The sequence below is a fragment of the Comamonas sp. UBA7528 genome, from assembly GCF_002479375.1.
GTDB lineage: Bacteria > Pseudomonadota > Gammaproteobacteria > Burkholderiales > Burkholderiaceae_C > Comamonas.
Window position 1 is genome coordinate 60,185 of record NZ_DLMU01000005.1, and the last position, 22,013, is coordinate 82,197.

The window sequence follows — 22,013 nt, forward strand, 5'->3', positions numbered from 1 at the left end:
TCTTGAGCATCAATCCGGCCAGTGTAGCCGCCAGGCAGGAGGCCTGCTGTTACGCAGGGAACACGCCAGTGGACAGGTAGCGGTCGCCCCGGTCGCAGACGATGAAGACGATGGTGGCATTGGTTTCGCGCTTGGCGATTTCCTGCGCCACCCACAGCGCACCGGCGGCAGAAATGCCGGCGAAGATGCCTTCCTCGCGCGCCATGCGGCGGGCCATGTCCTCGGCATCATCCTGGCTCACATAGACCAGCTCGTCGACCAGACTGGCGTCGTAGATCTTGGGCAGGTATTCCTCGGGCCACTTGCGAATGCCGGGAATGCGCGAACCTTCGGACGGCTGGGCACCGATGATCTTCACATCCGGGCTCTGCTCCTTCAGGTACTTGGCCACGCCGGTGATGGTGCCGGTGGTGCCCATGGCGCTGACGAAATGGGTGATCTTGCCGCCGGTCTGCGCCCACAGTTCCGGGCCCGTGGTTTCGTAGTGGGCGCGGGGATTGTCGGCATTGGCAAACTGGTCCAGCACTACGCCCTTGCCCTGGGCCACCATCTGGTCGGCCAGGTCGCGGGCGTATTCCATGCCGCCGCTCTTGGGCGTGAGGATCAGCTCGGCACCATAGGCCTTCATGGTCTGGGCACGCTCGATGGACAGGTCCTCCGGCATGATCAGTACCATGCGGTAGCCCTTGATGGCGGCCGCCATCGCCAGCGCGATGCCAGTGTTGCCCGATGTGGCCTCAATCAGCGTGTCGCCGGGCTTGATCTCGCCGCGCTCCTGGGCGCGCTGGATCATGGACAGTGCGGGACGGTCTTTCACCGACCCCGCAGGGTTGTTGCCCTCCAGCTTGCCCAGAACCACATTGCCTTTTTCCGCGTTTGCGGCAGCGTTGATGCGCTGCAGTGCCACCAGAGGCGTGTTGCCGATGACGCTTTCAATCGAAGGATACGTTTGCATGTGCATAAATGTGCCATAATCCACGCTTCCCTGATTGCTGCCCGGGTGGTGGAATTGGTAGACGCAGCGGACTCAAAATCCGCCGCCGCAAGGCGTGCCGGTTCGATTCCGGCCCCGGGCACCACAGAATCAGAGAAAACCAGTTATCGCGAGGTGGAGCAGTCTGGTAGCTCGTTGGGCTCATAACCCAAAGGTCGTTGGTTCAAATCCAGCCCTCGCAACCAATTGGTGCATCCGCACCACAAAAAAGCCCACTGCAAGTGGGCTTTTTTGTTTCCGTCGCGTGCCATCGCGCCCGTTGGCACGCGCCCTGGCAAGGTCAGGCATCCCCGCTAACGGGGTTGCGCACGCCCCTTTCCCCCAAGTCGTTTTCCTGTTCCGTGCCGTTTTTCACCAGCGCACGGGTTTGCAGCCCCGCGCCAAGCACATCACCGCCCAGCACGGCCTATCCCATTGGGTCCGCCCCCTGAAGCCCGGCAAAGCCATGCCCTGTGCGGTGGAGCACGCTTTCACAGCGTGTCAAACGGACTCCCCATCTCGCACCAAAATAGTGCGACGATGGACATGATATGCAGCGAAATTTGGCTTCTCATCCGTTTTGAGCATAATTTCACCCAACAGCCCGGCTTGATACTGCACCGTTTTGGTGCCAATCAGCCGGGCTTTGCCATGTCCGGACCTTGCGTCCGCGTGGCCCCGGCCCACTGTGCCGGAGCCGATTTTTTATTCTTTTCAGCCAATCTGCTCACCATGCGCCAAGAACGCGACTTTTTGGGTCCCAAGGACATCCCCGACAACGCCTACTGGGGCGTCCACACCGCCCGTGCGGTGGAGAACTTTCCCATCACCGGCCACAGCGTGGCCCATATGCCCCAGCTGATTCGCGCCTACGCCCTGGTAAAGAAAGCTGCCGCCCACGCCAACCTGGCTCTGGGCACCATCACGGCCCCGCAGGCCGATGCCATCTCCAAGGCCTGTGACGACCTGGCGGCCGGCCAGCTGCACGACCAGTTCGTGGTGGATGTGATCCAGGGCGGCGCCGGCACCTCCACCAATATGAACGCCAACGAGGTCATCGCCAACCGGGCGCTGGAACACTTGGGTCTGACCAAGGGCCGTTATGACGTGATCCATCCCAACGACCACGTCAATGCCTCGCAGTCCACCAATGACTCCTACCCCACCGCCGTCAAGCTGGCCACCTGGTTCGGCATCCAGGAGCTGCTGGCGGCTCTGGCCGCACTGCGCGGCGCCTTTCAGGACAAGGCCGTGGAATTCAAGGATGTGCTGAAGATCGGCCGCACCCAGCTGCAGGACGCCGTGCCCATGACACTGGGCCAGGAATTCAACGCCTTCGTCTCTATGATTGCCGACGATGAAAAGCGCCTGCGCGAATCCGCCACCCTGGTGTGCGAGATCAACATGGGCGGCACCGCCATCGGTACCGGCCTGAACGCCCCCGTGGGCTATGTCGACGTGGTCATCCCGAAGCTGGCCGAATTCTCGGGTGTGCCCGTGGTCAAGGCCGCCGACATGATCGCCGCCACCTGCGACACCGGTGCCTTTGCCGACATCTCCGGCATCCTGAAGCGCATTGCCGTCAAGCTGTCCAAGATCAGCAACGACCTGCGCCTGCTGTCCTCCGGCCCCCAGGCCGGCGTGGGCGACATTCAGCTGCCCGCGCGCCAGGCCGGGTCGTCGATCATGCCGGGCAAGGTCAACCCCGTGATTCCGGAAGTGATGAACCAGGTGTGCTTCGAAGTGATTGGCAACGACGTCGCCATCACGATGGCCGCCGAAGCCGGCCAACTGCAACTCAACGCCTTCGAGCCGCTGATGGCCTGGGCCCTGCACAAAAGCCTTCAACACCTGGCCCATGCCTGCCACACACTACAGGTCAACTGCGTGGAAGGCATCGTCGCCAACCGCCGCGTGCTGGACGAACGCATTGCCTCTTCGGTGACGCTGGTGACCGCCTTGAACCCGCTGATCGGTTACGAAAGGGCCGCCCAGATTGCCAAAACCGCTATTGCCAGCGGCAAACCCATCGGGGTCGTGGCCGAGGAACTGGGCGTAATGAGCCAGGCCCAGATGCAGCAATTGCTGGTCGCCGACAAGCTGACCATGCCCGGCGCGCTGACCGCCGCCTGAGCACCCGCGGTGCCGCCGGCCACTCGGGGCGGCACCAGGCCATGCCAACGGTCACCAATTGCGCTCGCACGGTACGGTGGCAGGCTCGTGCGGCGCCGTGCGCGCGTTGCCTGCAGGCAGGAACTGTTTGATACAAGGCAAGCAGCAGTCAATCTTCTGCCGCTTGCCGTAGCACCCAACAGCCACTGCAGCGCATACTGGCTGGGCATTCTCCCCATGCCGCGAGCGACACCATGGCCAAGAAATTCCCCAGCAACCCGCCCCACCCTGAACGCCTGTGCTGGGGCTGTGACCTCTACTGCCCCGCCACCGATCTGCGCTGCGGCAATGGCTCCGACCGCACGCCCCACCCCAGCGAGCTGTGGGGCGAAGACTGGGATGCCAGCCCTCCAGCCCCAGTTCCAGCCGCATCGGCGTCCACTGATCCGGCAGTGACTCCATGAAAAAAGGCTTTGCACCACCACGCAAAGCCCCAAAACTACCACCTTGGAAAAAACGTCCGGACTGCGCTAATCGATATAGCGCAGTCCGGCATGTGCCAGACCCTCGCGCATCTTGTACATATCCAGGCCCAGCACGCCAGTTGCCAGCAGTTCACGCTTGGCCGTTTCATTCGCCTCACGCTGGGCCGCAGCAGCCCATGTGGCGGCCGCACGTGCTGCGGGCACGCACACGATGCCATCGTCGTCGGCCACGATCACATCACCAGGAGTCACCAGCATGCCGGCGCACACCACAGGGATATTGACCGATCCCAGGGTCGCCTTGATCGTGCCCTTGGACGAGATGGCCTTGCTCCACACGGGAAAATGCATCGCGGTGAGCGTCTTCACGTCACGCACACCGGCATCGATGATGAGCCCACGTGCACCACGCGCCTGGAAGCTGGTCGCCAGCAGGTCCCCAAAATAACCATCGGTGCAAGGTGCCGTCATGGCAGCGACCACGATATCGCCGGGTTGAATCTGTTCTGCCACCACATGCATCATCCAGTTGTCGCCCGGATGCAGCAGCACCGTCACTGCCGTACCGGAGATCTGCGCCCCGACGTAAATAGGGCGCATATAGGGCTGCAGCAGACCCACACGCCCCATGGCCTCGTGCACGGTGGCCGAACCGAACTGCGCCAGACCATCGGCTACGGCCGATTCCACCCGAGTAATGGTGCGGTGCACCACTCCCAATTCATACATCACACACTCCTTGGTTCAAAGGCCTCGCACCTTCAACGACGCATCCAGACGGGGAAATACACGGCGTGCATTGCCCTCATAGATCTGCCAGCGCTGTTGTGCAGTCAGGCTGGCTGCTTCGATATAGCGTTTGGTATCGTCAAAGAAATGCCCGGTCTGCGGGTCAATGCCACGCACCGCACCGATCATTTCGCTGGCGAACAGGATGTTGTCCACCGGAATCACCTCGGTCAGCAGATTGATGCCAGGCTGGTGGTAGACGCAGGTGTCAAAGAAAATGTTGTGGAGCAGATGCTCTTCCAGCAGCGGCTTCTTCATCTCCTGCGCCAAGCCACGAAAACGTCCCCAGTGATAGGGCACGGCACCGCCCCCATGGGGGATCAGGAATTTCAACGTCGGGAAGTCCTTGAACAGATCACCGTTGAGGCATTGCATGAAAGCCGTGGTGTCTGCATTCAGGTAGTGGGCCCCCGTGGTGTGAAAGCAGGCATTGCAGCTGGTGCTGACATGCACCATGGCAGGCACATCCAGTTCCACCATTTTTTCGTACAGAGGGTACCAGTGACGGTCGGTCAGCGGTGGACTGGTCCAGTGGCCTCCAGAGGGATCCGGGTTCAGGTTCAGACCGACAAACCCATACTCGCGCACACATTTCTCCAGTTCGGGAATGCAGCTGGCAAGGTCCACGCCAGGGGATTGCGGCAGCATGGCTGCACCGACAAAGTGCTCGGGATAGAGACTGGCGACGCGATAGCACAACTCATTGCAGATGGCAGCCCAGGCACTGGACACCGCAAAGTCACCGATATGGTGGGCCATGAAGCTGGCCCGCGGGCTGAAGATGGTGAGGTCACTGCCGCGCTCGCGCATCTTCTGCAGCTGATTCGTTTCAATCGACTCCCGCAGTTCGTCGTCGCTGATTTTCAGGTCTGCTGCCTTGGGGGCACGGCCAGGGTCTTGCAGTGACGCGATCTGCAGATCGCGCCACACACCCAGTGCGGCGGGTGCGGTGGTGTAGTGCCCATGCACATCAATAATCATGACATCGTCTCTCTTTGTGATTCAGACATGCGCCGGCAGCAAGCCATGGCGCAGCTTGCAGGCATCGGTCGCATCAGAGGCCAGCCATGCCAGTGCGCGGCGTGCTGCCTGCGGATACCGGCTGACAGTCGCCACGGCACCGCAAAAGGTGGTGGTGATCTCGAGGCCCGGCGGCATGTCGCCCAGTACCTGTACACCCGGCACCCCCTGCAATTCGCTGCGCTGCTGAAAACCCAGGTCCACCTCCTGGCGCGCCAGCAGCGTGGCCACCGGTACACCGGCAGGCGCTTGCACCAGACAGTCCTGCAGTGCATCCAGCAGTTGCCAGCGCGCAAACAGCGCCAGCAATGCCTTTCCACTGGGACCGGTCGAATAGCCAATGCGGCGCGCGGAGCGCACCATGCGATGCAACACCGCTTCGGTGTCCACCGACGGCAGCGCGGCTCCCTCTGGTACTGCGATCGCCATGGAGGAGCGCACCAGCGGCACCACGCTGTCCTTCAGTACGTGCCCGGCAGCGGCCAGCTCGGCCATGGCATCGGCGGCCAGGCTCACCAGATCCCAGGGCTCTCCTGCCGCCACACGGCGGGCGGCATCCACGCCGCCCGTGGCTTCGAACGCCAGAGAACACCCTGCAGCCGACGCCAACGCTTGCACCTCTGCCAGCATGTGGCTTGTGGCCATGGAAGATATGCCCCGCAGGATGGGGACATGGAGGCTGCAGGTGTTCATCATGCGCACTCAGAAGGAATGGCGAATGCCCACCGCCACACCCGTCTGACCTTCTCCGGCAGCGGGAGTGCCTCCTGCGGCGGCGTTGCTCACCGACAGTGCCAATGTGCCCTTGTTGGAGATATGACCTGCCGTGGCATACACCGCCGTCCGCTTGGACAGGTTGTAGGTTGCACGCAAGGCATACAGCATCGCGCTATTGCGACTGTTCTTGTAGTCAAGCTTAAAGACTTCACCATCCAGCACCAGCGCCGGCGTCGCGTGGTATGCGGCCCCCACATACCAGAGGTTGCTGCGCGGTGCTGCAACAGAGGCATCGTTGTCGCGCGCAATCAGACCAGCGCCCACCTTCACACCACCCACCTTCGCCCAGCCGGCCAGGGTCGAACGGCGGTCCTTCATGCTGCTGCTCGTCAAGCCCGCAAACGCACCAGGACCACCGCGCATTTCATCCACAGCCACCGCCACACCCCAGTTGGGCGCATCGTATTTGGCCATCACCGACCATTGGCGGCAGGCCTGCTTGTCTGTGGCACTTTCGCCCGCACAGTTTGTTCCCGCCGGGCTGGGGCCGGCATTCACCGTGTCACGCCCCAAGCTGTACGTGGCCCCCAGCGTCACCCCGCTGAAGGTCCCCCGGTAGGCGATGGCATTGTCTACACGGGCATTGGGCAGGTAGTTGTCCAGCGAAGCCGAGCCAAAGGCATTGGGCCCCAGGATGTCTGCATCCAGCTGCGACCAGAACAGCATGGAGTACTGGCGACCCAGCGTCAACGTGCCCCAGTTGCCAGACAAACCGACAAAGGCCTGGCGGCCAAATGCACGACCGCCTTGGTTGAAGGTCCCGCCATCCACGCCGAAGCCTGACTCCAGAGTGAATACAGCCTTCAGACCATTGCCCAGGTCTTCCGTCCCACGAAAGCCCAGGCGGGAAGGAACGCTGCCCGTCAGGCCGGGCATGCGTGTCAGTCCATCGCCAGCGGCCCCCACATTCGTCAGATGCTCCACGGAAGCATCCAGCAGGCCATACACCGTCACATTGCTTTGAGCCTGCGCGGTGGTGCAAGCTGCCGCCCACACGCCCAGCGAAATCAGAGCGATCTTGTTCATGGGTTTGTCTCCTTTTTTATGGTTCAAGGCGCTTCAAGCGCTACCGGGTTGAGAAACTGTGTTGCCGTCGGATGTGCTGCTGGCGTTGTCCCAGGCGAGTGGTGCCGCGCTGTTGCCCGCGACCGAATACAGCGCTTTGGTGTTGCGTGTTTTCTGAAAGTCTTCGAGGGATTCCCCGCGCATCGCGGCATAGATGTGCAAGTTGGAGACGCCAATCACCGCACCCAGCTTTTCCAGCATGAAGAAGATCACGCCGTAATGAATGAGGCCACGCCAGTCGCGTTGGCGCACCAGTTGCTGCTCCGTCTCCGTCAGGCCGGCCTGGCGGTATGCCGTTTCCTCATCGGCCAGGAATGCAGCCCTGACTTCGGGATGAATCAACGCGTGCAGAAAGCGGTTCAAGCGGTAGGCCTTGACGCTGCGCAGCAGACTGAACGGATAGGTGCCTTGCAGCGCTTCTGCACCATGCAACTGCGTCTGCATGCGCTGCCGGTGGCGTTCGAGCGCAGCCGCGGACAGGCCGCTTTCTGCAGGCTCATAAATAGCCGTCGCGATACCTGTCATGGAGGGCAGGTAGTAGCTGCGATGCAGGCACTGCACCTGCGCTGCCAGCGCGCCACGCATCACCAGCCACATGATGACCTCCGCGCCTTCCAACCCTCCCAGGGCGGCATACTCGGCATGCGTCATGTCGGCCAGCTGCTCGGGGTCTTTCTCCAGCAGATCCAGAAAGCGCTGATCCCACTCGGTGTTGTTGAAGCCGGCACGCTCGCCATGCACCTGATGCGACAGGCCGCCAGTGGCCACCACGGCCACCGTCAGATCTTCGGGATAGCTTTCGATGGCGCGGCGCAGCGCCTGACCCAACTTGAAGCATCGGCGCGCGCTGGGAATGGGGAACTGCAACACCCCCATTTGCAGCGGAACCATCTTCACGGGCCATTGGGGCTCATGCGGACACATGACCGACAAGGGCGAAAAGCAGCCATGGTCCAGCGCCTTGTCTTGGAAGAAGGACATGTCGAACTCCTCTTCCATCAGCGACTGGCCAATGTGTGCAGCCAGCCCAGGATGCCCGGTCACCGCCGGCAAATCCCGGGCACCACCGCCTTCGTCCGCCACACGCCACTGTTCACCGACCCCCAGTGCGAAAGCCGAATAGTGGTCAAAGAAGAACGAGGTGACGTGGTCGTTGTAGATGAACAGCAGCACATCCGGCTTTTTGGATGCAATCCAGTCCTGCACCGGCTGGAACGCCCGAAATATGGGCTCCCATACCGGATCCGTCTGCTTGTCCCGGTCGAACGCAAACCCAATGGTCGGCGTGTGTGATGCGGCAATACCACCAATGATCTTGGCCATTTGACTTCTACCTCCTGCTGTCTCGCTTGCCACGCAGGCAAGCTCTAGATGGACGGGTGCTGCGTCAGTAGTACGCGAGCAACACGCGGCCCTCCCGGTACATACCGGGATACTTTTTTCTGATGTATGTGGAACAGTGCCAAGCCGGCAGAAGTGCGACTTCCAGGCTTGGTACATAGGTCTACCTTGCGAACGCCAGCGCATCGCTAGCGCACAAGGTCAGTGCTGAGCAGGTGCCACACCAGGTGGCACGCGTCTACTTACTTTGCGGCTTTGGCGTGTTGCTCAATCAACGCTTTGGCGTCTTCGCGCAGCTTGTTGCCGTTCAGCCCCTTGCCGTCCATTTCCTTGATCCAGTCGGCAGACAGCTTGTCCCCCAGCTTTTTCCAGGTCGCCAGTTCCGATGCAGCAATCACATTGGTCGCATTCCTGACCGTGAGCTTCTTGCCATCGGCATCTGCCTGGATGAATGCCTTGCCAATCTGGCCCGACAAGGCCTGCCCTGAATTGCTGTCGATCACCTTCTTCAGATCTGCTGGCAGCGACTCGTATTTCGCCTTGTTCATCGCAAAGATGAATGTCGAGGTGTAGAAGGCAGCTTCCTGCGGATCCGTCTCGGAGTGGTACTTGGCCAGCTCCTGGATCTTGACGGAGGGCACCACTTCATAAGGCACCACCGCGCCATCGATCACGCCCTTGGACAGCGCATCACCCACTTGGGGTACGGGCATGCTGACGGGCGTTGCCCCCAGCATGGCGATGAACTTGTTGGTCAGGCGCGTGGGGGCTCGCAGCTTCAAGCCCCGCAGATCGGCCATGGTGCGCACAGGCTTGCTGGACATGTGAAACACCCCTGGTCCATGCACGTGAAACGCCAGTGGTTTCACATCTTTGAATTCGTTCTGGCTGTGAATCTGCGCGTAGTCCCACAGCGCCTTGCTGGTAGCTTCTGGGTTGCGCATCGTGAACGGCAACTCGAAGGCTTCCATGGATGGGAAGCGCCCTGCGGTGTAGCCAGGCAGCGTCCACACCACATCGGCCACACCATCACGCACCTGGTCAAACAACTGGGGAGGCGTCCCTCCCAGCTGCATGGACGGATAGATCTGGCACTTCATGCGATTGCCGGAATCCTTGGCGATCTTGTCGCACCAGGGCTGGATAAACAGCGTCCCCGCATAGGATGTAGGTGGCAGGTGGTAGTGCACCTTGAGAGTGACTTCCTGGGCTGCAGCAGGTAATGCGGCGGCAACCCATCCGCACAGCATCAGCAGTTTTCGGGCTTTCATGTCGTGTCTCCTCTGTTGTCTGCGGCAATGTTTCCGCTTGGTTTTTATGCAGCGGGCACGGCTGCGCCCGCCGCCTCTCGGACAGTCAAAAATCAGGTCAGTTGGTGTACCAGCCACAGCGCAGTGGCGGGAAAGGCGATCAGCAGACTCAGGCGCAGGCCGTCTGTAATCAGGAAGGGCACCACGCCCTTGTAGGTTTCCACCATGGGAACATCACGGGCCAGGCCATTCATGATGTAGACATTCAGGCCCACGGGCGGGAAGATCATGCCGATCTCGCACACGGTGAGAATCAGAATGCCGAACCACAGCGCCTTGTCTGCGGGCGACAGGCCAAAGAAATCCATGCCCATGATCACAGGGAACAAGGTCGGCACGGTGAGCAAAATCATGCTCATTTCGTCCATCACACAGCCCAGCGCGACATAGAACAGCATCACGCCCACCATGATCAGCATGGGCGAAATCTGCAAATGCCCCACCAGATCGGCCAGTTGCGTGGGCAGTTGAGACAAGGCCAGCGCCGCGTTGATCATGTCCGCGCCAATGAAGATCAGGAAGATCATGCCGCTGGTCTGTGCCGTGGTGCGCATGGCGGCTGCAAACTTGGACTTGTCCATTTCGCCGCGCAGCAGGGTGATCACACCGGTCAGGACATTGCCAATGGCCGCCCCTTCCGTGGCAGTGAACACACCACCATAGATACCGCCAAACACCACCCCGAAGATGGCCAGAATGGGCCAGACCTTGAGTGCCGATGCGAAGATTTCCGCACGCGACACACGCTGCGCCGCAGGTGCCTGGTCAGGGTGAATCCGCACGATGACGGCAATGGCGATGATGTATCCGATCGCCGCGATCAACGCCGGGACGTAGGCCGCCAGGAACATTTTGGTGATGTTCTGCTCTGTCAGGATGGCATACACCATCAGCGTGACGGATGGCGGCAGCAACACCCCCATGGTTCCGCCGGTCGCCAGCGCCGCGGTAGCCAGACGCCCCGAATAGCCGATACGGCGCATTTGGGGATAAGCCACCTGGGCAATGGTGGCAGTCGTGGCCACGGTCGAGCCCGAAATGGAGCCAAAGGCCGCGCACGCCAGCACCCCTGCCATGGCCATGCCGCCACGAAAGCGCCCCAGCAAGGCATTGGCAAAGTCAAACAGCGCCTTGGACAAGCCCCCTTGCACGGCCATTGCGCCCATCAGCATGAAAAGCGGAATCACCGACAGGTCATACACCGAAACGCGGCCATACACGGCGCCCTTCAGATGCGCCAGCAGCGGCCCCCAGCCCGACAGCACGATGTACCCGGCTGCACCGGAGATGAACATCGCGATCGCGATCGGCACCCGTATCGCCATGAACACCAGCATGGCGGCGAACATGGCCAGACCTATGGACATCGTGCTCATACAGCCTCCTCTGGCGTCGCGCCTTCAAACAGCTGCATCACACCAATAAGCACACACAACACCAGTCCGGGCAGCATCAGCACATAAGGGATCCACAATGGCAGGTCCATCAGCATGGAACGCTCCTGCGCGGTATAGATATCCATGCCTCCCACCGCCACGCGCCATGCAACCATGACCATGGTGACGGTGTAAAGCCAGGTCCCCAGCGCATCCATCCGCCGCTGCGCCTTGGTGCTGGCATGGGTGGTGAAGAAGTCCACGATGATGTTGGCGCGCCGAAACTGGGTGTATGGCAGGAAGCAGGCGACCACCACCGCCACACCCAGCTGCACCAGTTCCACATCCCCCAGGATGGGGTGTGAGAAAAAGGCCCGCCCCAGTACGCTGACGGTGGTCATCAAGGCCACCGCCACCAGCACCAGAACCCCTATCGCCGCGCTGAAATCGCACAGCTGCTCCAACCGCCGCATCACTGCCGATGCGGGCGGAATATGTTTTTCCATCTGTTTTGTCTCCCAACTCTTTTTCTGTGCCGCCGCCACCTATCGGCGCTCTTGCAGCGGGCATTGATGTATTGCAATACCGCTGAAAAGTTTAGGAACTACGATCACTTGCCGGAAGATGCCGTGTACGATGGCGCGATAACTTCTTGTTATCACGATCTGCATGAAACTCCTGACGCTCCAGGCATTGGTGGCTGCCATTGAAGAAGGCAGCTTGCGTGCTGCGGGTAAACGCCTAGGCATTTCGCAGCCTGCGCTGACCAAGATGATCCGGGAGCTGGAGCTGGAGCTTTCCACCACACTGCTGGTGCGCTCCACAACCGGTGTGGTGGCCACCGCGCAGGGCATGGTCATGTACGAACGTGCGCGTGCAGCAGACCGCGAAATTGCACAGGCTGTCGAGCAGATACGCCAACTGGATGGGCACATGACGGGAGCGCTGACCATTGGCGCCGTCCCTTTGGCAGTGATGCTGCTGATTCCGGAAACCCTGCGCACCTTCAGCCGGGACTTCCCCCATATCCAGCTGCAAATTGCCGAAGAGCTCTACATCGCGCAGCTGACACGCTTGCGCAAAGGTGAGGTGGATATTGCGTTGGGGCCTTTGCCCCCCGAGCTATCGGCAGGCGAGTTTGTGGTGGAAGAGCTGATGCCGATCTCCATGGTGGCGGTGGTCCGCAAAGGCAATCCGCTGGCCAGGGCGCAGAGCTTGCGCGAGTTGGCACATGCCCCCTGGGTGTACACCGGAGGCACTCCCGATTCCGGTTATGCAAAGACGCTGTTTGAGCTCAACGGTCTGGCTGCACCACCGACCGGCGCCCTGGTGAATTCCACGCTGGGGCTGCTTTCCATTGTGGCCAGCGGCCCTTTGGTGGGGCTGCTGCCCCAGCAGATTGCCAACCACCCTATGGCCACACAGTTTCTGGAAACCGTCCATGTCAAGGAAGGCCCACTCCAACTCACCTTGAGCGCGCTCACCCGAATCGACTCACACCTCAAACCCAGCGTGCGCCATTTCATGGCCCATTTGCACCGTGCAGCCCACCAGTTGCAAGGCTAAAGCTTTCCCCACGGTCAACTGACCGCGAATTGCAGGGCAACGTCCCAAAGAAAAACGGGCTACGATTTCTCGTAACCCGTTGTATTCATTGGTAGGGCGTGAGGGACTTGAACCCGCGACCAAAGGATTATGAGTACTCCGTTCTATCGAACATAGCTTACTTCAAAAATCCACAACACCACCACCTCAACACAAAACACACACAAGTCATTGATTTAAAACATTTTTAATGACTCTCACCTGGCACGTTATAAATTTCACGACCAACCCGGAACCATCCAGTCGGCATATTTTCCACGGATGAATTTTTATACGCCGGAAAATTTATGGAAAAGTAGTGGAAAATTGGCAAATCACTTTTCCACGGCTTTTCCGGATGACCCAGCACATTTTCAGCGCCCACTTTGACGCCGTCGGCGCCCCTGCCCCCACGGACAAGCCCTTCGTCGAGCTGAAGCACGTGAGCCAGCCCGGCTTCCTGCTGCGCATCACGAAGCCGAACAAGAGCGGCGTCGTGACTCGCTACTGGGTTGCACGGTACAAAGAGCTGCAGCCTGACGGCTCCATGAAGGACCGCAAAGAGACGATTGGCACGACAGCTGACATGCACTACCGGGACGCAGTCGAGCGCGTCCGCGACCTGCTGTCCTCATCTCGCAAGAACACAGAACAGGGCAGGCACTCGATGACAGTCAAGATTGCAGCTGAGCACATGCTTGCTGCGCTTGACTCGCCTGCGGCACTCGAGTCTGAACAGTACAAGCTAAAGCTACGCACCGCCTACAGAAACTACATACAGAAGTACGACGAGCACGCCCTCGACTCGCTGAAAGAACCATTCTGGAAAAAGGTGCGCGACCAGCTGCGCACCGGCGAAGGAACGGTGAAAAACCAACCACTAGCGACCGCGACAGTAGAAGGCATCTTCAGCTGCGTGAGCAGGTTGTACACAATTGCTCATGAGCACCGCGGGATTCTCGAAGAGCCCGCGGGCTGGAACCCTGTCCTCGCCGCCAAAAACTCGATGGAGCCGGCGAACAAGCGGAAGACCTTCATTCCGCTGGAGCTGCTAGGCAAGGCCTGGAGGGCTTCCGACGTCCTCTGCGCTCCGGGATGGCGGGACATGTTCCGCATCTATCTGCTGACGGGGCTGCGCGACTCGCTGCTTGTAAACCTCACGTGGGACAAAGTCAGGGTCAACAGCGAGGGAGAATGCTCTCTCTTCTTCAGTGTGCTTGAAGAGGGGACCAAGTCCCGGAAAGCAAGCATCCCCCAGAACGAGCAAGACGGCGAATATGAAATTCCAGTTTCGAGCGTGGTCCGAGACATTCTGCGCCGACGCAGCGCATTCCGTCCCGCAGGTAATGACTACGTCTTCTTCGCAGAGGGCTCAGGGGATAAAGTACGTCGCGGCTCAGAGAGAATTGTCGACCCCCGCAAGGCCTGGGAGAGCGTCGAGCGCGTCGTGGGGATGCACATTTCAAAGCACGACCTGCGACGAACTTTCGCGAGCCTTGCTGCAACTATCGCAAGTGAAAGTATGGTGCATATATCTCTGCTGATGATGCACTCTAACAAGTCTATCGCTAGCGTAATCAGCGCGCCCGTTATCACCCTTGACTACGTTCAGGGCCAGCGAGACAAGATGAGGAGCGTGACCGAGAAAATCTCCAAGGCCCTGCTAGAGCTTGCCGGAGAACAGTCGAAAACGGAGCTAACGCAGGGCATCACGGCGTACACCATCGACTCCGCGTTTCTGCGCGAGCTGGGCGCGGAAGTGCCGAACATCGCGTATCGCGAGCAGACGAAGAAAGCTGTGCAGGACACGTCTTTCCGCATGCTTGAGTAACTGGGTATTCGCGTGAAATCCTCCAAGTGTTCGCATAGCAAAAACACCACCGGTTCGCATGCCAAACCCACCACCTAATCGTGCAGTGCACGACACGTGAACACTTGCGTAGCCGAAAACCAGCTCCAGCGTAGCTGAGCCACTCAACTGGTGTTCCTGTGATGGCAGCTATCGGCCAGGAGCGGACCTCAGTGAAGGGCCGCTTTCGATTGCGCCATCCGATGCACCGGCATCGCTTTGCGATGCGTCCTTCGGTGTAGAGCTACGGAAGCAGGCCATCCAAGAACTGCGACGGCCCTTCGCGCCATGTCCTGTCGAACCTATCTCGCCTGAAACCGCTGTACATCAGGTGGACCTTGTCGCGCGCTCTTGTGATGCCGACGTAGAACAAGCGACGCGCTTCCTCCATCTTCTCGGGAGTGTTGTCAGCCCAGTTCGGGGAGGGGAACTCGCCTTGGTCCAGGCCCAGGATGATGACGACGTCGTACTCCGTGCCCTTCGCGGAGTGGAGTGTGAGCAGATTGAGCTGCTTGGGGGCTCCATCACGGCGACCGAGCTGCGCCTTTGTCGTGCCGACAAGAACTCCGCCTTTATCAAGTGCCTTATGCATGCCTGCTAGCCCTCCTCCTCATCATCGGGCAACTGCACTGCGACGCTAGCGAGCAACTCAGCATACTGAAACTCCCCGTATTCGAGGGGCTCAATTGGCAGCCCGCGCTTGCGCAAGTTCGGCTCCCAGTTTTTGACTTTAGCTTTCAAGCCGGACAGCACTCTTGCAGCTGCATCGAAGTCTTCGCAGAGATACAGATGACTGGTCTCTACAACGCATGACTCACTCAAAAGCACGGCAACGAAGGGCACCCCTTTCTTTGTAGGGGGAGGCAGTCGGCCGACGTACGCAACTGGTCGCTCGCGCACGCTCGCTAACGCGCTGAGCGAGCGGAATTCATCCACCCGCAGCCCCCTCACTGCGGGGTACTCGGTGCGCGGCTGCCAGTTTCGGACTTCTCCGACATTAAAGTTCATGAGCGCAAAAGCCGTTGCGCCTGAATCCGCGCATGTGTAAAACAGCTCTGCAGCAGAGTAGGGTCCCATATATTCTATAAGTAACGCTATTTCCGAGGAATCCAGTTTAACAGAATATATTTCTCCAACATATGCAACAACTCTATTAGCTATTTTCATCGCTCTATTATCCTTGCATTTTTCAAAAATCCACCCCATGGCACTTAATAAAATAGTGGAATCTAAAAAATAATATCCATGGCAAATAGATAGCGCACCGAAGACGAGCGCGAATTTCATCTTTTATATGGTTGTAGCAGGGGGTTTGGCTTACCCCCAGCTCATCGCATAGGCTTAGCAGCGGTGAGAAAGTGCTTCGAACTAAGTTTTGTGCAGTTGCTATACATCGCACAACACTCACTTTCCTCTGGAGCACACAATTCCCAAAATTTCTCTCGCTGCAGCCCAAGCCGAGACCCAAGCCGGCTTCTCTCCCAAACTGCACTCGAACACCCTCATATTCGCCCCTGCTCTTCTAAAATCAGCGCTATTCAAAGCCTCGAAAGGCCCTCGCGTAATTCACATGAGCGAAGTCGAAATTCAGGCGCACAACCCCTCAAAAGTCCGCATCCTTTTCACAGGCGAAGAGCTGCAGCAAGACGACCTGCGCATCCTGCTGGCGCTGATTAAGCTGCGCGAGGGCTCGCTGATGAGCCGCAAACTGCAGTTCTCCCCACGCGAGTTTTGTGCCGCAATGGGTCGCGCTGACAGCTCTTCTTCTGTTGCTGTGCTCAAAGAGAGTTTGGTGCGGTTGCAAAAGGCCCGTATCCGCGTTTTGACTGCGCAGATGGAAGCTCACTACTCGTTCGTATTGAACGTGGAGTTTGAGCGCGGCGTGTGGCGGGTGTGGTTAAGCGAGCGTGTCGCGGCCCTACTGGCGGATAGCACCTTCACGTGCCTCGACAAAGACGCTCGTTTCGCGGCCAAGGACGGGCTGGAGAGCTGGCTGTACTCTTTCGTGAAAGCCGACGCATGTTTCGTGCCGTTCAAACTGGAATCACTGCAAGCGTGGACCGGCCTAACGGGCTACGCTCCCAAAGAGTTTTCCCGGGTGCTACGTAAAAAGTTGGGAGGGTTGGTAGCTGCCGGGGAAATCGACAGCTTCGAGTTGAAGGACGGCACAGTGCGGATTACGAAGCACACACTGCAGGAAGTGCACTGAGCACCGAGACAGTACGTAAGTAATCAGGAAGCTCGTTCGCTCTGATGTTTCTTGAGATGAACTCCCACTGCGGGTGAAAGCTGGTTGCTGCTCGGCTATGTACCACGAATGGGGGTGCCTGAGAGCTGGAGGTTGCTGTAACTTCCAGCGCCACACATTCCTTTCATGGTGCATACGCAAAGCGCATGCTAGAAGTCATCGCCGAAGCCACCACCACCGCCGAAGCCACCGCTGAACGAATCGTCGCTAGTCACTCCGAATGGGTTGCCGTTGGTGTCGACGTCGCCCACCATAAGCGCCCCGTCCACGTTGACGGCTGGCTTGCTCATATCGTCCACCCCTCCTGAGGGGCTGGAGCCGAACATGTCTGTAATCCACTTAAACATCGTATTCCCTTTCGGCCGCTACACAAGTCATTGACCCATTCAACACTGGATTCTGATGACGCAATTAATCACAAACGTGTCGACGCTGGAACTTGTCACCGCTGACAAGCCCCTCGCACTCTTGAATCTTCTCCCAAATTCCGCTGTTTCTGTCTCGTGTGCCAGGAACACAACTGCTTTTTTGAAGTAAGTTTTGGGCTGTTTCCGGGTTCGATGACACCTTGTCAAGGTGAAAGATGAAACCTGAGGTGGTTAATGGAGAGAAGAAGGACATTCAGTCACGAGTTCAAACTCGAGGCGGTCAAACTGGTCGTTGAGCGTTGCGTGTCTGTGGCCCAGGCGGCCAACGACCAGGACGTTCACGAGACCTGCGCTGCTCTTGCCGCGGCAGCATCCGCGGCTCGCTGGGCTTGCAACTGAGCGACGCGGTCTTTCAGCGTTGCAACAACGGCAAGAGCGTCGGGCGATTGCTCTGCCAGTTCCCGCATGATGCGGAATGTGTCGTCGATTTTCGATGGGCTGACGTAGGTGACTACCTTGCACATCATCTCGTAGACCCTCTTACGGTACTTCGCAGCAAAATGTCCGGACAGGCGCAAGAGGTTGATTCCGTCCATCGCGCATATCGAGATGGTCTTAGGGCCTTTGGTGCTACCTGGAATCGGTGCTATGCGGCCTATTTCGTCAAAACTCAGATGGTGGTCCCACTCGTCGAGGTGGGGGTGAAGAATCTTGTAGTCGGTAGACGTGCCGGGGATGGTCTGAGGCCGCACGGTGCCATCGGTTAGTACTGACTTCGCAGACTTGTGCGTGTTGCATATCACGCAAGCTACCGCGATGTTTTCCGGATGGAACATGAATTCTGGAAAACCAGATTTGTCCAGGATGTGCTCGGCGTCGTAGACACGGGCATTCGGCTGGAGCTCCGTACTGCAGTAGCAGCACCGGAAGCGCTGCTGCCAAAAGTAGTGGTCTTTGACCTCTGCCCTGAACCTGTTGACGAGTTGTCGGTGCGGATACTGGGTGTCGGACCACAGATGGTGATTCTGTGCGCCGTCGGTCTTGAGCGTACCGTGCTCCACGTCGTCGAGGGTGGTCAACTGAGTCAGGCGGGCTGCTTTCTCTCTGAATGTCATCGTGTTCACCCAAGGAACTGACGCACGTCGCCGCTAGGTGGTGGGGTATCCGGCGTGTTTATCAGCCGTATCGCATCCCTGACAAGCCGAGCAGTCTTCCCGTCCTTCTCGTCCCGATAAATCTTGCCGAGCTGGTCGAGCTTGGCCAACGCCTCTTGTTTCTCAAGCCAGTCGCCCGTCTCCCCCATGACCACGGCCTGGAAGATTTCGTTTGAAACGTGGGCGCTGCCGGCGATGGGGGTTTGGAATACGTCAACGAGTGCCTGCTCAATCGACAAGGGCGCGTCTGAACGCATGGGCAATGGGTTCGCAGAACTGCCAGTCCTGTCCCCCATCTGCACCACGTCAGCTCCGTGGAGCACGGCTTGTTGGACCACCAACGGTGAATGGGTCGCAACGATGATGTGGGCGTCCTGCACCGACTGCGCGATTCTGAAGAGGGCGTCTACATACTTCAACTGCCACTCCGGGTGGAGGCTCAGTTCAGGCTCGTCCAGCAAGGCGAGGCAGCCGGGAGTTATGGAGGTCGCGAGGCCGAAGATGGCGCACAGCATTTGCTGCTGGCCGGAACTGGTTTTAGCAACGTCTATCGACTCAACCTCGTAGCCGCGAAGTTCACACGACGTCAGGTTCAGGAGGTCCAGCCGACGCAGGAGCGCAAAGGCCTGGATGACGTGGAAATTCCGTCTCACATTCTGAAGTGAGATAGGAAGGATGTAGCTCTTGGCGCGTTGGTTGTAGTGGTCGCGGACGACACTGATGGAATGGCGCAGTACGCCAAGAAACTCCTCGCTTTTGCCCGAGTTGAGTTCGCGAAGAATCCGTGCTTCGTTGGGACGGAGCCTGCCTTTGGTCTGCATGTCTTGCAGGTGCGACTCGATAAAACGAGTCGGGTCATTTTTTTCAAACGCATTCTTGAACCCCGCTTTCAGCTTGTACCCAAGATTGAATCGGGTCTGGAAGCCAAGCTCGTACAGCACAGAAAAAAGAGTCTCGGCCGATTCTGGGTTTTCGCTCAGCCTTATAAGTGCTTCTTCCAGAACCTTGCGCGACAGAGTGGCACCGACGCTTCGAGAGGACCTGTGAAGACCAGCGCAGACGTACTTGCTTTGCTCAACATCCTCTTCGGTGTACCTTTCTGTGAGCGAGGTGACGCCAGCCTTGGGTGCCTCGAAGCGTGAAAAGGGACTGAATGTCTGTACAACGACCCTTTCTGGCATGCCGGTAGCGTGGACCACAGGCCATAGGTTGGGTTGGTTGGGCCGGCTCTGATATGGCGATTTCGCGTACTGCAAAAGTACCTCTAGCAGCTCCGTTTTTCCGCACCCGTTTGGCCCAGTAATGACATCGACGTAGTTGCCACTGTCCGAGAGCTTGCGCCCCAGCGAGACGTTCAGCCTCTGGCTGATGACCTGATGAACTTGCATTTTCCTATCTCCACCTCATCGCGGCCTACCTCGCGATGCCTCTTTATTCCTGTTATTCGCTCGTCTGCTTGAGTTAAGCCTGCCTTTGCGTGCCCCGTGCTCGTCTTCTGGACGTGACCAATGTGCGCACGAAGCCCGGCCGCAAGTTCCCACGGGTTCAGTGTTCGGTCTGTAGCTCCACGACCAGTTCTTCCCTCGTCGAGGCGCTGTAGTCGTCCCTCTTGAGCTTGAGCTTTTCGAGCATGAACCCGTGTGTCAGTTCGAACCCGTCAAGCAGCGTGTACCAGTTCATGACATACAGCTTCATGCGCGGGTCCTCTGTAACGAGGCCGGGGTCGTTGCGCAGGACATGGGAGTTCAGCCGGCTGGTGATGATTGTGTCCGCAGAGGAAATCTGACGCCCCAGTAAGATGAGCTCGAAGTGCATCTTTTCCGACTTGAATTGGGGCTGACGCTTGATGATTTCTGCGTAGTCTTCGAGCTGTCGAAGATGCTTCTTGTTTAGCGAAATGGCCGGCCGCTTTATCTCCACTACGATGCACTTGTAGACCTTGTTTCCAGTCGAATCGAGGGACGGAAACTTGCGCGCCAGGAAGAGGTCGGTTTGCCGCTTTGCACCGGGTAGGTCCTCCTCGTCGTCAACATCATCCACGCCGACCGGATTCCGAGCCATCACCTCATCGCGCATCTTCCGAGCAATCTGGGTGAAGGTGTCCTCTTCCGCCCCGAGAGTCTCGTAGCGCGGACCGAACAACCAAGTGTTGCTCTCGATAACCTTCTGAAGGTCGGGCGTCTCAAGGACTTCTCGGTAGTGCACGTTCATCACGTGACGCAGCTGCTCCACAGCCATAGCCCGTCGTTGCAGTACTTCGATGCTCGCAACGATGTTCTCGAACGTCGCGTTCTTGAGCTGGTTCGCGAGGTCTTGAACCGACTTTGCGTCGAGGTCAAGCGCACCCTCGAGCACTTCGAACAGAGCGTCGTTCTCATTTGAGACCACAAGTCGGTCAAGGAGTCGAATGATGAGCTTCGCCTGCTTCTTGCTGGCGGTTTGAAAGACGCGCGGCTCGGCGATGTAAATGTTCCTCACCAAATCGCGGGTGTGCTGGTGTCGTCATGCTTTTTCCTCCTCATCCAGCCCTACATAGGTCGGGAAGTAGCCTTCATCCTCGTAGCCCTGCACAACCTCCTCTGCCTGTAAGCGAAGGAACTCGTCGTAGATGGACTGACCAAGTCGGTCCAACTGAATCCTGAACTTCTTCCATACCGGTGACGCCGGCGTATGTGCTTCAGGATTGAACAAATCCTGTTCTTGCGAGAAGGTGTCAGCCCACGATGACCTCACGCAGACGCTGGTGAAGAAGTTGGGTTTTTGATTAAGCGAGCTCAGCACTTTGAAGACCGGCTCCCCGCTGGAGTTGAGCAGGTAGAGATATGACTTTTCTGATGTTGGGCGTTGCTCCCAACGGATGACCTGGGCATCGAAGACTTCGTTGTCTGCAGAAATGGCCTGAACGAAGTTGTCGTGTCTCGGCACCTCCACAGCTTCGCCGTTCAAGAACAGCCGTTTCTCTTTGTGCACGGCAAGGTACCAGCCGAACTCAACGGCAAACATCTCCCGGAGCTTTTCCTGCGTCGGCAAGACACCGGTAAAGTGAGTAAGCTCCACCAGCGTACCGTGGCCGTGCGACAGCACCTCTTGCTTCTGGTCAGCTTCCTCGATGAGCCAGGCCTCAAAGTCTTTGATGGTTGGCTCGGCGACCTCGATTACCGCATCGATATTGTTGAACCTGGTGAACCACGCGGCGTTGCGACATAGCTTATGGAACGCAAGACGCCCGCGACCGTGCTGCCCCTTAAGCGATAGGTTCGCCTTCTTCGAGGAGTCGTTGAAGTTGCCAAACGTGTTGCCCAGAGTGGCGAATTCGATACCGGAACCGTTGTCCAGAACCACTACCCGTTCCACGCCGTGCAGCTCATTCTCGACCACGGTGAGTGCAACTGTGTTCGCACCGGCATCAAATCCATTCCAGGCCAGCTCGAAAAGGGGCACCCAGAGCTCGTCGTTCCCGAAGTGCTTCTTGATGCCGGAATTGCCAATGGCGGCACTTCCCTTAAAACCATTCTTCTTCGCCATGTGCCTCCCCTTCTATTTTTGGACGCCGACTGCGCCA

At 58.8% G+C, this 22,013-nt stretch carries 21 protein-coding genes, 2 tRNA genes and 1 pseudogene; 8 read left to right on the top strand and 16 right to left on the bottom strand.

What is annotated here, in order from left to right:
- Window positions 1–49: 49 nt before the first annotated feature.
- Window positions 50–955, bottom strand: a complete 906-nt coding sequence (gene cysM, locus B3349_RS06110) for a cysteine synthase CysM (protein ID WP_291587346.1) — start codon at window positions 953–955, stop codon at window positions 50–52.
- A 39-nt stretch (window positions 956–994) separates the two neighbouring features.
- Here cysM and B3349_RS06115 point away from each other — a divergent pair.
- The 4 genes from B3349_RS06115 (at window position 995) to B3349_RS06130 (ending at window position 3,549) form a co-directional block, all read left to right on the top strand.
- A tRNA-Leu gene (locus B3349_RS06115) sits at window positions 995–1,079 on the top strand.
- A gap of 23 nt (window positions 1,080–1,102) precedes the next feature.
- Window positions 1,103–1,179, top strand: a tRNA-Met gene (locus B3349_RS06120).
- A 526-nt stretch (window positions 1,180–1,705) separates the two neighbouring features.
- On the top strand, window positions 1,706–3,106 hold the full coding sequence (locus B3349_RS06125) for an aspartate ammonia-lyase (protein WP_291587348.1): 1,401 nt from the start codon (window positions 1,706–1,708) through the stop codon (window positions 3,104–3,106).
- A gap of 233 nt (window positions 3,107–3,339) precedes the next feature.
- On the top strand, window positions 3,340–3,549 hold the full coding sequence (locus B3349_RS06130; protein ID WP_291587350.1) for a DUF3079 domain-containing protein: 210 nt from the start codon (window positions 3,340–3,342) through the stop codon (window positions 3,547–3,549).
- 66 nt (window positions 3,550–3,615) lie between these two features.
- Here the strand turns inward: B3349_RS06130 and ligK are convergent, their stop codons facing one another.
- The 8 genes from ligK to B3349_RS06170 all read right to left on the bottom strand — a co-directional run bounded on the left by ligK (window position 3,616) and on the right by B3349_RS06170 (window position 11,793).
- Window positions 3,616–4,299 carry a 4-carboxy-4-hydroxy-2-oxoadipate aldolase/oxaloacetate decarboxylase gene (gene ligK, locus B3349_RS06135; protein ID WP_291587352.1) on the bottom strand — a complete coding sequence of 228 codons (684 nt, stop codon included), beginning with the start codon at window positions 4,297–4,299 and terminating at the stop codon, window positions 3,616–3,618.
- A gap of 15 nt (window positions 4,300–4,314) precedes the next feature.
- Entirely contained in the window at window positions 4,315–5,340 is a 1,026-nt protein-coding gene (locus tag B3349_RS06140; protein WP_291587354.1) for an amidohydrolase family protein, read from the bottom strand.
- A 21-nt stretch (window positions 5,341–5,361) separates the two neighbouring features.
- Complete coding sequence (locus tag B3349_RS06145; RefSeq protein ID WP_291587356.1) at window positions 5,362–6,024, bottom strand: substrate-binding domain-containing protein; 663 nt, start codon at window positions 6,022–6,024, stop codon at window positions 5,362–5,364.
- Between the two features lie 57 nt (window positions 6,025–6,081).
- Window positions 6,082–7,182: a porin gene (locus tag B3349_RS06150; RefSeq protein WP_291587357.1), complete on the bottom strand. Its 1,101-nt coding sequence runs from the start codon at window positions 7,180–7,182 to the stop codon at window positions 6,082–6,084.
- A 33-nt stretch (window positions 7,183–7,215) separates the two neighbouring features.
- Window positions 7,216–8,544: a gallate dioxygenase gene (locus B3349_RS06155; protein ID WP_291587912.1), complete on the bottom strand. Its 1,329-nt coding sequence runs from the start codon at window positions 8,542–8,544 to the stop codon at window positions 7,216–7,218.
- A gap of 260 nt (window positions 8,545–8,804) precedes the next feature.
- A complete protein-coding gene (locus B3349_RS06160) occupies window positions 8,805–9,833 on the bottom strand; it encodes a TRAP transporter substrate-binding protein (RefSeq protein WP_291587358.1) in 1,029 nt (342 codons plus the stop codon).
- Window positions 9,834–9,925: 92 nt separating this feature from the next.
- Window positions 9,926–11,248, bottom strand: coding sequence for a TRAP transporter large permease (locus tag B3349_RS06165; RefSeq protein ID WP_291587359.1), 1,323 nt, complete (start codon window positions 11,246–11,248; stop codon window positions 9,926–9,928).
- Window positions 11,245–11,793: a TRAP transporter small permease gene (locus B3349_RS06170; protein ID WP_291587360.1), complete on the bottom strand. Its 549-nt coding sequence runs from the start codon at window positions 11,791–11,793 to the stop codon at window positions 11,245–11,247. The genes B3349_RS06165 and B3349_RS06170 overlap by 4 nt, the downstream gene beginning before the upstream one ends.
- 124 nt (window positions 11,794–11,917) lie before the next feature.
- On the opposite strand from B3349_RS06170, the gene B3349_RS06175 reads away from it, so the two are divergent.
- Together B3349_RS06175 and B3349_RS06180 are read left to right on the top strand one after the other, a co-directional pair.
- The gene (locus B3349_RS06175) at window positions 11,918–12,814 is read left to right on the top strand and encodes a LysR family transcriptional regulator (RefSeq protein WP_291587361.1); all 897 of its coding nucleotides are present in this window, start codon (window positions 11,918–11,920) and stop codon (window positions 12,812–12,814) included.
- A gap of 376 nt (window positions 12,815–13,190) precedes the next feature.
- Window positions 13,191–14,663, top strand: coding sequence for a site-specific integrase (locus B3349_RS06180; protein WP_291587362.1), 1,473 nt, complete (start codon window positions 13,191–13,193; stop codon window positions 14,661–14,663).
- Between the two features lie 262 nt (window positions 14,664–14,925).
- On the opposite strand, the gene B3349_RS06185 is transcribed toward B3349_RS06180, so the two are convergent.
- Both B3349_RS06185 and B3349_RS06190 read right to left on the bottom strand, forming a co-directional pair.
- On the bottom strand, window positions 14,926–15,273 hold the full coding sequence (locus B3349_RS06185) for a 3'-5' exonuclease (protein ID WP_291587363.1): 348 nt from the start codon (window positions 15,271–15,273) through the stop codon (window positions 14,926–14,928).
- A 5-nt stretch (window positions 15,274–15,278) separates the two neighbouring features.
- Window positions 15,279–15,968 carry a hypothetical protein gene (locus tag B3349_RS06190; protein WP_291587364.1) on the bottom strand — a complete coding sequence of 230 codons (690 nt, stop codon included), beginning with the start codon at window positions 15,966–15,968 and terminating at the stop codon, window positions 15,279–15,281.
- 283 nt (window positions 15,969–16,251) lie between these two features.
- Between B3349_RS06190 and B3349_RS06195 the strand changes: the two genes are divergently transcribed.
- Window positions 16,252–16,890, top strand: coding sequence for a replication initiation protein (locus tag B3349_RS06195; protein WP_291587365.1), 639 nt, complete (start codon window positions 16,252–16,254; stop codon window positions 16,888–16,890).
- Window positions 16,891–17,078: 188 nt separating this feature from the next.
- Here B3349_RS06195 and B3349_RS06200 read toward each other — a convergent pair whose 3' ends face one another.
- Window positions 17,079–17,276, bottom strand: coding sequence for a hypothetical protein (locus B3349_RS06200; RefSeq protein ID WP_291587366.1), 198 nt, complete (start codon window positions 17,274–17,276; stop codon window positions 17,079–17,081).
- Between the two features lie 255 nt (window positions 17,277–17,531).
- Here B3349_RS06200 and B3349_RS06205 point away from each other — a divergent pair.
- Window positions 17,532–17,642, top strand: a pseudogene (locus B3349_RS06205) (transposase); the annotation flags it as partial.
- On the opposite strand, the gene B3349_RS06210 reads toward B3349_RS06205, so the two are convergent.
- From B3349_RS06210 to B3349_RS06225, 4 genes are all read right to left on the bottom strand, one after another.
- Complete coding sequence (locus tag B3349_RS06210; RefSeq protein WP_291587367.1) at window positions 17,636–18,412, bottom strand: HNH endonuclease family protein; 777 nt, start codon at window positions 18,410–18,412, stop codon at window positions 17,636–17,638. The pseudogene B3349_RS06205 and the gene B3349_RS06210 sit on opposite strands and share 7 nt — an antisense overlap.
- A 5-nt stretch (window positions 18,413–18,417) precedes the next feature.
- On the bottom strand, window positions 18,418–19,839 hold the full coding sequence (locus B3349_RS06215; RefSeq protein ID WP_291587368.1) for an ATP-binding protein: 1,422 nt from the start codon (window positions 19,837–19,839) through the stop codon (window positions 18,418–18,420).
- A gap of 157 nt (window positions 19,840–19,996) precedes the next feature.
- Window positions 19,997–20,929, bottom strand: coding sequence for a hypothetical protein (locus B3349_RS06220; protein WP_291587369.1), 933 nt, complete (start codon window positions 20,927–20,929; stop codon window positions 19,997–19,999).
- 24 nt (window positions 20,930–20,953) lie between these two features.
- On the bottom strand, window positions 20,954–21,976 hold the full coding sequence (locus tag B3349_RS06225) for an ATP-binding protein (protein ID WP_291587370.1): 1,023 nt from the start codon (window positions 21,974–21,976) through the stop codon (window positions 20,954–20,956).
- Window positions 21,977–22,013: the final 37 nt, after the last annotated feature.

Excerpts from the sequence above, each read along its gene's own strand:
- cysM (WP_291587346.1), bottom strand. The coding sequence starts at position 955 with ATGCAAACGTATCCTTCGATTGAAAGCGTCATCGGCAACACGCCTCTG.
- B3349_RS06125 (WP_291587348.1), top strand. The coding sequence starts at position 1,706 with ATGCGCCAAGAACGCGACTTTTTGGGTCCCAAGGACATCCCCGACAAC.
- B3349_RS06130 (WP_291587350.1), top strand. The coding sequence starts at position 3,340 with ATGGCCAAGAAATTCCCCAGCAACCCGCCCCACCCTGAACGCCTGTGC.
- ligK (WP_291587352.1), bottom strand. The coding sequence starts at position 4,299 with ATGTATGAATTGGGAGTGGTGCACCGCACCATTACTCGGGTGGAATCG.
- B3349_RS06140 (WP_291587354.1), bottom strand. The coding sequence starts at position 5,340 with ATGATTATTGATGTGCATGGGCACTACACCACCGCACCCGCCGCACTG.
- B3349_RS06145 (WP_291587356.1), bottom strand. The coding sequence starts at position 6,024 with ATGGCCACAAGCCACATGCTGGCAGAGGTGCAAGCGTTGGCGTCGGCT.
- B3349_RS06150 (WP_291587357.1), bottom strand. The coding sequence starts at position 7,182 with ATGAACAAGATCGCTCTGATTTCGCTGGGCGTGTGGGCGGCAGCTTGC.
- B3349_RS06155 (WP_291587912.1), bottom strand. The coding sequence starts at position 8,544 with ATGGCCAAGATCATTGGTGGTATTGCCGCATCACACACGCCGACCATT.
- B3349_RS06160 (WP_291587358.1), bottom strand. The coding sequence starts at position 9,833 with ATGAAAGCCCGAAAACTGCTGATGCTGTGCGGATGGGTTGCCGCCGCA.
- B3349_RS06165 (WP_291587359.1), bottom strand. The coding sequence starts at position 11,248 with ATGAGCACGATGTCCATAGGTCTGGCCATGTTCGCCGCCATGCTGGTG.
- B3349_RS06175 (WP_291587361.1), top strand. The coding sequence starts at position 11,918 with ATGAAACTCCTGACGCTCCAGGCATTGGTGGCTGCCATTGAAGAAGGC.
- B3349_RS06180 (WP_291587362.1), top strand. The coding sequence starts at position 13,191 with ATGACCCAGCACATTTTCAGCGCCCACTTTGACGCCGTCGGCGCCCCT.
- B3349_RS06185 (WP_291587363.1), bottom strand. The coding sequence starts at position 15,273 with ATGCATAAGGCACTTGATAAAGGCGGAGTTCTTGTCGGCACGACAAAG.
- B3349_RS06190 (WP_291587364.1), bottom strand. The coding sequence starts at position 15,968 with ATGAAATTCGCGCTCGTCTTCGGTGCGCTATCTATTTGCCATGGATAT.
- B3349_RS06195 (WP_291587365.1), top strand. The coding sequence starts at position 16,252 with ATGAGCGAAGTCGAAATTCAGGCGCACAACCCCTCAAAAGTCCGCATC.
- B3349_RS06200 (WP_291587366.1), bottom strand. The coding sequence starts at position 17,276 with ATGTTTAAGTGGATTACAGACATGTTCGGCTCCAGCCCCTCAGGAGGG.
- B3349_RS06210 (WP_291587367.1), bottom strand. The coding sequence starts at position 18,412 with ATGACATTCAGAGAGAAAGCAGCCCGCCTGACTCAGTTGACCACCCTC.
- B3349_RS06215 (WP_291587368.1), bottom strand. The coding sequence starts at position 19,839 with ATGCAAGTTCATCAGGTCATCAGCCAGAGGCTGAACGTCTCGCTGGGG.
- B3349_RS06225 (WP_291587370.1), bottom strand. The coding sequence starts at position 21,976 with ATGGCGAAGAAGAATGGTTTTAAGGGAAGTGCCGCCATTGGCAATTCC.